Source organism: Desulfurella sp., from assembly GCF_023256235.1.
GTDB lineage: Bacteria > Campylobacterota_A > Desulfurellia > Desulfurellales > Desulfurellaceae > Desulfurella.
The window spans coordinates 1-8,561 of sequence record NZ_JAGDWY010000064.1; the positions used below are offsets into that span (position 1 = coordinate 1).

11 protein-coding genes and 2 pseudogenes are annotated in these 8,561 nt (G+C 31.0%); 6 read left to right on the plus strand and 7 right to left on the minus strand.

Translation table 11 applies throughout. The features are described 5' to 3' along the window. Positions 1 to 163: 163 nt before the first annotated feature. The 6 genes from Q0C22_RS06645 to Q0C22_RS06670 are packed head-to-tail and all read right to left on the minus strand — an operon-like array spanning position 164 to position 5,434. Complete coding sequence (locus Q0C22_RS06645) at positions 164 to 1,111, minus strand: biotin-dependent carboxyltransferase family protein (protein ID WP_291493020.1); 948 nt, start codon at positions 1,109 to 1,111, stop codon at positions 164 to 166. After that, a complete protein-coding gene (pxpB, locus tag Q0C22_RS06650; protein ID WP_291493025.1) occupies positions 1,108 to 1,842 on the minus strand; it encodes a 5-oxoprolinase subunit PxpB in 735 nt (244 codons plus the stop codon). Before pxpB ends, Q0C22_RS06645 begins: the two co-directional genes overlap by 4 nt. Continuing rightward, entirely contained in the window at positions 1,839 to 2,609 is a 771-nt protein-coding gene (locus Q0C22_RS06655; RefSeq protein ID WP_291493028.1) for a 5-oxoprolinase subunit PxpA, read from the minus strand. The genes pxpB and Q0C22_RS06655 overlap by 4 nt, the downstream gene beginning before the upstream one ends. Positions 2,610 to 2,618: 9 nt before the next feature. Next, positions 2,619 to 3,332, minus strand: a complete 714-nt coding sequence (locus Q0C22_RS06660; RefSeq protein WP_291493030.1) for an MBL fold metallo-hydrolase — start codon at positions 3,330 to 3,332, stop codon at positions 2,619 to 2,621. A 17-nt stretch (positions 3,333 to 3,349) separates the two neighbouring features. Further along, positions 3,350 to 4,138 (minus strand): putative hydro-lyase, encoded by a 789-nt coding sequence (locus Q0C22_RS06665; RefSeq protein ID WP_291493032.1) that lies wholly within the window; start codon positions 4,136 to 4,138, stop codon positions 3,350 to 3,352. A gap of 12 nt (positions 4,139 to 4,150) precedes the next feature. Then, complete coding sequence (locus Q0C22_RS06670; protein ID WP_291493034.1) at positions 4,151 to 5,434, minus strand: MFS transporter; 1,284 nt, start codon at positions 5,432 to 5,434, stop codon at positions 4,151 to 4,153. A gap of 342 nt (positions 5,435 to 5,776) precedes the next feature. Here Q0C22_RS06670 and Q0C22_RS06675 point away from each other — a divergent pair. The 3 genes and pseudogenes from Q0C22_RS06675 to Q0C22_RS06685 all read left to right on the plus strand — a co-directional run. Continuing rightward, a pseudogene (locus Q0C22_RS06675) lies at positions 5,777 to 5,878 on the plus strand (IS982 family transposase); the annotation flags it as partial. A gap of 22 nt (positions 5,879 to 5,900) precedes the next feature. Continuing rightward, positions 5,901 to 6,135 (plus strand): annotated as a pseudogene (locus tag Q0C22_RS06680) (transposase); the annotation flags it as partial. A gap of 199 nt (positions 6,136 to 6,334) precedes the next feature. Then, a complete protein-coding gene (locus Q0C22_RS06685) occupies positions 6,335 to 6,637 on the plus strand; it encodes a hypothetical protein (RefSeq protein WP_287005619.1) in 303 nt (100 codons plus the stop codon). A gap of 1 nt (position 6,638) precedes the next feature. On the opposite strand, the gene Q0C22_RS06690 is transcribed toward Q0C22_RS06685, so the two are convergent. After that, entirely contained in the window at positions 6,639 to 6,860 is a 222-nt protein-coding gene (locus Q0C22_RS06690; RefSeq protein ID WP_291493037.1) for a hypothetical protein, read from the minus strand. A gap of 107 nt (positions 6,861 to 6,967) precedes the next feature. Here Q0C22_RS06690 and Q0C22_RS06695 point away from each other — a divergent pair, with 107 nt between their 5' ends. The 3 genes from Q0C22_RS06695 to Q0C22_RS06705 all read left to right on the plus strand — a co-directional run bounded on the left by Q0C22_RS06695 (position 6,968) and on the right by Q0C22_RS06705 (position 8,410). Continuing rightward, positions 6,968 to 7,750: an HD domain-containing protein gene (locus tag Q0C22_RS06695; RefSeq protein ID WP_291493039.1), complete on the plus strand. Its 783-nt coding sequence runs from the start codon at positions 6,968 to 6,970 to the stop codon at positions 7,748 to 7,750. Positions 7,751 to 7,957: 207 nt separating this feature from the next. Beyond that, positions 7,958 to 8,182: a hypothetical protein gene (locus Q0C22_RS06700; protein WP_291493041.1), complete on the plus strand. Its 225-nt coding sequence runs from the start codon at positions 7,958 to 7,960 to the stop codon at positions 8,180 to 8,182. A 3-nt stretch (positions 8,183 to 8,185) separates the two neighbouring features. Further along, positions 8,186 to 8,410, plus strand: a complete 225-nt coding sequence (locus Q0C22_RS06705; protein ID WP_367172123.1) for a type II toxin-antitoxin system HicA family toxin — start codon at positions 8,186 to 8,188, stop codon at positions 8,408 to 8,410. The last annotated feature ends 151 nt before the right edge of the window (positions 8,411 to 8,561 follow it).

An 8,561-nucleotide genomic window follows, 5' to 3' on the forward strand; every position in this document is an offset into this window, starting at 1 on the left:
AAAACAAAAACCCTGTAGAGAATGGGTTTTGGGTGGAAAAGTGATGAAGTCGGGAAAATAATTACAATATAAAAAATTCTGTTATAATAGCATTTAATACCGTAAATTGTAAAAGGGACTAACTTAGTCAAGGTTGGAATTAAAATACAAACATAAAAAATTTTTACTCAGATAGCAAATTTAATACTTTCCTTATTTGAGTTAGATTGTTTAAGTAGTTTTTATATAGCAGATGGGCTTTAATAACAGAAATTGGTTTAAAACTTAAAGTGTCATTTGGTTGTGCTTGAGCAATTTTCTGAATATCCACAGTTACGACACAGGCAATTTTTGGGTAACCTCCAGTAGTTTGTCTGTCATTTAAAAGAATAATAAGTTTGCCATCTGCTGGTACTTGAATAGCTCCATTTGGCGTACCATCTGAAATAATATTTGCATTTAATTTATGTTCAATTGATGGACCATAGAGCCTACATGCCATGCGATTCATATCGTTAGTAAATATAAATTTTTCATTCAAAAAAGTTTTAATACCTTTTTCTGTAAAATAATTTAATTGTGGTCCCAATATTACTCTAATAATATTATCTTTTGAATATTTAGGAATAAACTCTTCTGGAAGGCGGTATTTATTTTTATTCAAACATGATTTAGATTTTATAACATCGCCTTCTTTTATAATATCGCCATTTAATCCACCTAACTTTGCTCTTATATAGGTGGACCTGCTACCTAATATTGGTATTGAATCTATGCCGCCTCCTAGAGCTATATATGTTCTGCATCCTTCTTTGGCTAATTCAAAAGTAAGAGTATCTCCTTTTGAAAGTTCTATTGTTTCCCACATAGGAACGGTTTTGTTGTTAACCTTAGCAGACATATCTGCACCTGTTATTGATATTGTACCTCCTTCCAAAACTTCAAATTCAGCACCCAGAAAAGTTAATTCTAAAACCGCTTCTTTTTCATCATTACCTAAAAGCATATTGGCCAAAATAAAAGCATATTCATCTAAAGCTCCAGATTGTGATATTCCATATTTTTGGTAAGATTTTCTACCGAGATCTTGGATTGAAGAAAATAGCCCTGGTTTTTTAACTAATAATTTCATTTTTGATATACCGATACAATTTTATACTTTCCCAACTCAACTTGTTTTACAATTTGATCGTATTCATTGTGTGAAATTGCTTCAAACTTTATATAATCGCCTGGTAAAAATAATACGGGGGGATCATTTAATGGATTATATATTTTTATTGGAGTTCTGCCAATAATTCTCCAACCACCAGGATCATCAATTGGATAAATGCCGGTTTGTTTGCCTGCTATACCAACAGATCCTGCTTTAACAAGTTTGCGTGGCGTTTCTAGTCGCGGAGTAGATATTTTTTCTAACATTCCTCCAAGATAAGGAAATCCTGGAGCAAATCCGATCATGTAAATTTTATATTTAACACTAGTATGTAATCGTATGACTTCGGATTCGCTTATATTATTAAATTCAGCAACAAAAGATAGATCGGGACCAAATTCTCCTCCATATAATACAGGTACAAAAAAAGTTTTTGGTTCTTTAGGTTTTATCATAGTTAAGTTTTCAATTAAACCTTCTATTTTTTCTTTAAGTTCAATAATATTCGAGCGAGTTGGATTGTAATAGATTAATAAAGAGCGATAAGTAGGTACAACTTCTTCTATTTCAGGTAGATTTAATGTTTCAATAAAGAAGCTCAAATTGATAACAATATTATTTATTTCTTCTGATATTTCATTACCGAATTCAACAACTAAAGCTTTGTCACCTGCTGGCAGAAATCTTGCTTTTTTTAAAAAACTCATTTTATTATTTCTGAAAGGGGCAATATATCTATATTATTTCTTTTAAATGCTTCGCGTAAATACTCCACAAGGTCTTTTGCTTTTGGATTATCACCATGGATGCATATTGTATCGCCTTTTATGTTAATGATTTTACCATTTATGCTAGTTGCTTTTTGGTATTTAATCATATTAATAGCTCTCTCAATTACCAAATCGATATTATCTATAACAGAACCGGATATTTTTCTTGATACCAAAAAACCATTTTCATCATACATTCTATCTGCAAATATTTCACGAGCTGTTTTTAACCCAAATCTTTCTCCAGCTTCTATAAGTTTAGAGTTTGATAATCCAACAAATATTAATTTGTCATCAAATTTTTTAACAGCATTTGCAACAGCAATTGCTATATTTATATCTTTAGAAGCCATATTATACAAAGCACCATGAGCTTTTACATGTTTTAATTCTACATTATTTGACCTACAAAACGCGTATAATGCGCCTAACTGGTATAAGACAAAATATTCAATTTCTTCTACAGATAAAATCATATTCCTTCTTCCAAATCCCTGCAAATCAGGATAACTAGGATGAGCACCAATACTAACATTGTGATTTTTTGCTATTAAGATAGTATTATTCATGACAATTGGATCACCTGCGTGTAATCCACAAGCTATATTAGCTGACGTTATATAATTAATTAACTTTTCATCAGAGCCAATTTTATAAACACCAAAACTTTCTCCAATATCAGAATTTAAATCAATGGCAAACATAATGGCCTCTTATATATCTTTTATAGTTATATTTACAAATGAATCCCTTCTTTTATAAATTTCAACAGAAGCATCATATAACGAAATAATACTATCATTTTCAAATTTAAAAGCAGGATCGTGGCCAGGTACAATAATCTTGTTTTTTAATAATATTTTTTTAATTGAATTATCCGCTAACTCTTTGTTATAATAAGCGTATGTTGTTTGTCCAGTTTTGGCTTCAATAAAGTATTTTAATGCATCACCCGCAAATATACAATTTTCAGTTTCAAATCCTAAAGAACCTTTAGTATGCCCTGGCAAATGTATTATTTTGCCACCATAAATTTGTGTTTCATAGTCTACAATAATAAAACTGTTTTTAAAAAAATTAATTGAAGATTTAACATAATTAAAGTCATTATGTTCTTCTGGTTCTTTTGAAAGTGCATAATTCAACTCTTGTTCAGTTGTATAAATTTTTGCCCTAGGAAATAATTCAACATTAATAAAATGGTCAAAATGAAGGTGTGATAGGATAATAAATTCTATATCCATAGTACTTATATTCATTGTTTGTAAACTTTTGATAATAATCTCACGCGAACCTTCTGTTCCAGTATCAAACAAACCTAAGTGATTATCAAATTCTATTAAAGATACGCTGCTCCAACCAACAAAACCTCTATTTGATGTTATTGGTAAACCACTTAAAATTGAGCGCCATTTTGTTAAGCCCATTATTTTAGTCCCTTTCTTTACAATATTGAATAACTTTCATCTTTAACGTCGGAGATAAACATATGACCCGGCGCATGAGTAATTATTATATCTGGCTTTGCTTTCATTGCAACTGCTTGCGGTGTAACTCCACATGCCCAAAAAACAGGTATTTCGTTATCATTTATGGTTACTGAATCACCGAAATCAGGATGATTTAGATTTTTTATTCCTATTTTTTCTGGATCTCCAATATGAATGGGTGCCCCATGTACTTGGGGAAATCTAGAAGTTATTTGAACAGCTTTTACTACTAGATTATAAGGAATAGGTCTCATAGAAACGACTAGTGGACCGCTAAAAATACCTGCTGGTATACATTCAATGTTTGTAATATACATTGGTACATTCCGGTTTTCTTCTATGTGTCTTACCGGAATACCACCATTTAACAAAGCATTTTCAAAAGTGAAACTACATCCTAATAAAAAAGCATACATATTATCATCCCAAAAATCTATAATATCTGTGTATTCTCCAATAAGTTCGCCTTTTTTATAAACTCTATATTTAGGTATATCTGTTCTTATGTCTGCTTGTGGCGCTATGAGTTTTGGATGAGTATCACCTTTTTCTGTAACGTCAAGCAAAGGGCAGGGTTTTGGATTTCTTTGAGCAAAAGTAAAAAAATCTAATGCATATTTTTCTGGTAAAACTACCAAATTTGCTTGAGTGTACCCTTTGCATAAACCGCTTGTTTGCTGTGTATATTCACCTTTTCTTATTTTAAGTCTTATTTCATCAGGAGAAAGGTTGTAAAGATCCATCTTAATCCTCCTTTATTGTTCCATATTAACTTCTTTTGTTTCTGGTCCCAACATTGCTCCTATTACAACTAATATTCCAGCAAACACAAGCAAAACAATCTGGGTGTATTTATAAGGCACTATGGCTTTTAGGGCAAGCATGTAGAAAGAATAAAATGATGCAATTAATATAGACAATGTGTAGCCAACACCATATGCAGAGGCTCTTACTGATGTTCGGAATCTTTCGTTAATATAAGAAGGCACAATTCCCCATGCCATACCGGAAACAGTAACTATCAGTGCCGAGAATAAGAACAGTATAAACATATTCTTGTACATTCCTGCTATTAAAAGATAATATAATAGTGAAGTAAAAAATCCTATAAGGAGACCTAAAATAATAAAAGCTGTTTTTCTACCAATTTTTTGGCTTATCCATCCAGCCGAAATATATCCACCTATCAAAAAGAGATATGAAACAAGCGTAACTGTGGTTGTTAAAGTAGGGCTAATATTTAGTTGTTTTATAAAAACAATACTCATTGTACCAGCAACTACCATAATTTGAAACCATAAACCTAGCATTAAGAGCAAAACCTGAAGTAAACTTACAAAGTTTTTACCACTAAAAAGCTCTTTTAATGGTGATTTTGTTCTATCTTGAACTTTTAACCAGATAGTTGATTCCGGGACAAGCTTGTGAATGTAATAAACAATAAATACTCCAAGTAAAACACCAATCACAAATATTATTCTCCACCCATAAACTTGATATCCTTCTTTTGGAAAAATTTTCAATGCTATTAAAGTAATAATTGAAATTATAACAAAAGCCACAGGATACCCTGAGCCAATAATTCCACCCCATAAGCCTCTTTTTTCTTTAGGAGCATTTTCTATGGCTAATGGTACGATGCTTGTGTATCCACCACCTAAAAAAATACCATCTATAAATCTTAATAAAATAAAAAGAGTTACAGTAATGTATCCAAGTGTTTGAAACCCAGGAATAAAAATTAGCAGTAAAGTAACAACACTAAAGCCGCTAATAGATATCAACCCCATTTTTTTTCGTCCTATAGCATCAGAGTAATGCCCAAAAAGGAATGCCCCAACAGGTCGTCCAATTAATGTAGCAGTGAAAATTAAAAAGTAGATTGTAGATACCTCTGAAACGGGTAGCGATTTTGGAACAAAATGTTCCATCGCTGGAGCTAAAACTGTAATTGGAAGATATACATCAAACATATCAATAAAAAAAGTTAAAAAAGCTGCTTTTAACATTCTTTTTTGGTCCAGGGTTGCTTCTGCCATAAAGCATAAACCTCCGTTAAAATTTAACTTTAAATTAAAATTATAACTAATATGAATACTTTGTCAATTTTTTAAAGTTAAAACTTAGAGAGTATAGAATACATACCACTTTCCAAAGATTGCTGAACACCTGGAATTTTGCGAGAAATCATTTTGGAAAAGTAACAAGAGGACTTACACTCAATTTGCTAAAATCAAGGAGTAAATATGTCTGTATTGCCTGCCAAAATAAGCTATATTTAGACTATTTTAACCTGAGTTCGATATAACTCTGGAACAATTTTTGCTTGCTAACAATAAAAACCCTAACTTAATAAGTTTGTAATTGCTTCAGAAAAAACAAAAAAGAAAAACAGACCATACAAACTATCTGAAAGTGAAGTAATGACGATAATGATCTTATTCCATTTATCACACTACAGAAACTTCAAGTATTTTTATCTGGATTATGTGTGCAACAGACTAAAGAAAGAACATAAAAAACAAGCTTATGTTTCTTGAAGACAAAATATTGCTTAGAAAAAGAGCAATTATTGAAACCGTAAACGATGAACTCAAAAATACGCTGCAGCTGGAACACACAAGACACAAAAAGTCCTATTAATGCTTTTGCCAACTGCTTGTGTGCTCTAATAGCATATACCTATTTGCCAAAGAAACCATCTATAAGAAGATACTCTGATATGTTGGAGGCTGCTTAAATCGAACTCAGGTTAAAATAGCATACATAATCAAAAGAACGCAAAACAAACTATCAAAACTGTCATTTAAAAGTCTAATATTCTTTAACATGGTATACAATTGTTGGTACTAATTTTTATTGACAAAATAATATTTTAAACTAAAATGGTATAAAATTATAGAAAATGTTTTACAATTTTATACCATGGAGGCTTTTAAATGGCAGAAAATAAGCAGAAATGTTTTGTGATGACCCCTGATACTCTAAAAAAGTATGAAGAGTTTAAAAGCAAGGAAGGTTTAAGTTCTGATATGGACACGTTTGCAAAATTAGTTAATTATGGACTTATGATGACAAGCCAATCGCTTGTACCAGTAGAAGTTGCAAGCGAAGCACAAGATAAGTTGGCAAAGGCAATGTTTGAAGTTGGACGTTTACAAGGACTTTTAGAAGAGTATCAAAAAGTAAAAAATAAAGGTTTTTTTAAACGTTTTTTCTGGGCCCTACAAGCAAACAAATAGTCTAATCAGTATTATTGTTTTTTTGTATTACTTCCAATTGAGGTGGTATATCCCAGTCCATAAGTATACACAGTTTTACAAAATTCTTAAGTGTTATGTTTGCATCACCTTTTAGAAGCCTAGAGGCTAAATCGTGGTTCAGGTATTTTGATAAATCATAGGTAGAATACCTATCTTTTATCTGTTTTATGGCTTGAGCGGATAATTTAATTCCAATGTCCATATTTTTATTATAGATAAAAAAATAAATTTTTTCAACTTGACATTCCGTATAAACGGAATATTATATGTGTGTATTCCGATTAATAGGAATACACAGGAGGTGTTTTTATGGTAGACTTTACTTTTATTTCTGATGTTTATAAACATACAACAATAAACGGTAAAATGTATAAAAGACTTAGATTATTTGGAAGAGAAAATGTAAGATATGGTATTATCTTTAATGAGCACAGTAGTATTGCAAAAAACACTTATGTAAAACTTATAGATTGTGTATTAATAGACAAAAGTTTAAAGATAAACTCGTTTGAAACAATGCCATATTGTATTGAAAGCTTATTTGACACTGTTTATTTTTCTAATAAAGCAAAGCAATACATAATAGAACTTCATAAAATAATTGATTTCATTAAAGATGAATCTTTACATGAATTTATTAAAAAGGTTTTTTTAAATGCAAATTTGATAAGTAAATTCAGTGTGTTTCCAGCATCTATTAGAAGTCACGATAGTTTTAAACACGGACTTATAATACATACTATAAAAACAGCAAGGAAAGCTTTAGAAAGCTCATTGGGTCTTTCTCAGAAAGAGCAAGATTTTGCAATTACGGGTGCTTTACTACATGATATAGGAAAAACAAAAGCTTATACAAAAACAGGAGAAACTTTCGTATATCAATACACAAGCAAAGGAGATATGCTTGGACATAAAAATTTAGGCGTTGAACTTTTAAATGAATACTTTCAAGACTACAATATTCTATCGTTAGAAGATCAAATATATTTAAAGCATATTATGTACACACAGCACAAATTCGATTTTGATGTAAAATTATCAAAAGTTGCAGCTATAGTTAAAGAAGCGGATGAATGGGCTGCTGCAACGTAGAAAAAATAAGCCACATCTAAATACACGCAAAATTTGAGCGTATTTAGAGTTGGGTGATGGGTTTTTATTACATGAGTCCGAAGATGAGCTCTACGAGCCCTTAGATTGCGTGTATGGACAAACTGTAAAGTAGTTTTAAGGCACTTTTGCAAAAATAAATTGACATAAGAATTAAAAGCAGTAGATTAAAATTAAGGAGGTTGAACTATGGAAAAACTTATAAATATCAAAATAGAAAAACTTCCAGAAGGTTTTTATCTTGCAACATCTGATGATATTCAAGGTCTTATTGCCCAAGGCAGAACAATTGAGGAAACTATTGAAATAGCAAGAGATGTAGCTAAAAAATTGATAGAGCTTCAAAATAAAGATTTTAGCGAAGAAGAAATTGTTTACAACAATCTTCAAATCCCAATTATTGTAGGTTTATAAGTAGTGGGTAGATTGTCTGGTTTTAAATATAGAGATGTTGTAAAAAGATTAAAAAAGTTTGGTTTTGAGTTTGCAAGACAGGCAGCTGGCAGTCACGAAATCTGGTATAATCCAAAAACAAACAAATATACAACAATTCCAAATCATCCAGGAGATGTCCCTGAAGGCACTTTAAAAGCTATACTTAAACAAGCTGATATAAAAATTGAAGAGTTTATAGAAAGTTGAAATTACGCTTTATGCGAAAATGTGAATTTTAGAGACATTTTCATTCAGGTTTGGCACAGAATAATGAATGGCCCAAACGGTTCCCAAGCCCTATTTATATAAACCCCTTTTCCTTCAATATCCACTTTGCTTCTTGAGCACTTATTCTTAG

What these genes read in the sequence shown, in the direction of transcription:
- Q0C22_RS06645 (WP_291493020.1), bottom strand. Translation starts at nt 1,111, where the DNA reads ATGAAATTATTAGTTAAAAAACCAGGGCTATTTTCTTCAATCCAAGAT.
- pxpB (WP_291493025.1), bottom strand. Translation starts at nt 1,842, where the DNA reads ATGAGTTTTTTAAAAAAAGCAAGATTTCTGCCAGCAGGTGACAAAGCT.
- Q0C22_RS06655 (WP_291493028.1), bottom strand. Translation starts at nt 2,609, where the DNA reads ATGTTTGCCATTGATTTAAATTCTGATATTGGAGAAAGTTTTGGTGTT.
- Q0C22_RS06660 (WP_291493030.1), bottom strand. Translation starts at nt 3,332, where the DNA reads ATGGGCTTAACAAAATGGCGCTCAATTTTAAGTGGTTTACCAATAACA.
- Q0C22_RS06665 (WP_291493032.1), bottom strand. Translation starts at nt 4,138, where the DNA reads ATGGATCTTTACAACCTTTCTCCTGATGAAATAAGACTTAAAATAAGA.
- Q0C22_RS06670 (WP_291493034.1), bottom strand. Translation starts at nt 5,434, where the DNA reads ATGGCAGAAGCAACCCTGGACCAAAAAAGAATGTTAAAAGCAGCTTTT.
- Q0C22_RS06685 (WP_287005619.1), top strand. Translation starts at nt 6,335, where the DNA reads ATGGCAGAAAATAAGCAGAAATGTTTTGTGATGACCCCTGATACTCTA.
- Q0C22_RS06690 (WP_291493037.1), bottom strand. Translation starts at nt 6,860, where the DNA reads ATGGACATTGGAATTAAATTATCCGCTCAAGCCATAAAACAGATAAAA.
- Q0C22_RS06695 (WP_291493039.1), top strand. Translation starts at nt 6,968, where the DNA reads ATGGTAGACTTTACTTTTATTTCTGATGTTTATAAACATACAACAATA.
- Q0C22_RS06700 (WP_291493041.1), top strand. Translation starts at nt 7,958, where the DNA reads ATGGAAAAACTTATAAATATCAAAATAGAAAAACTTCCAGAAGGTTTT.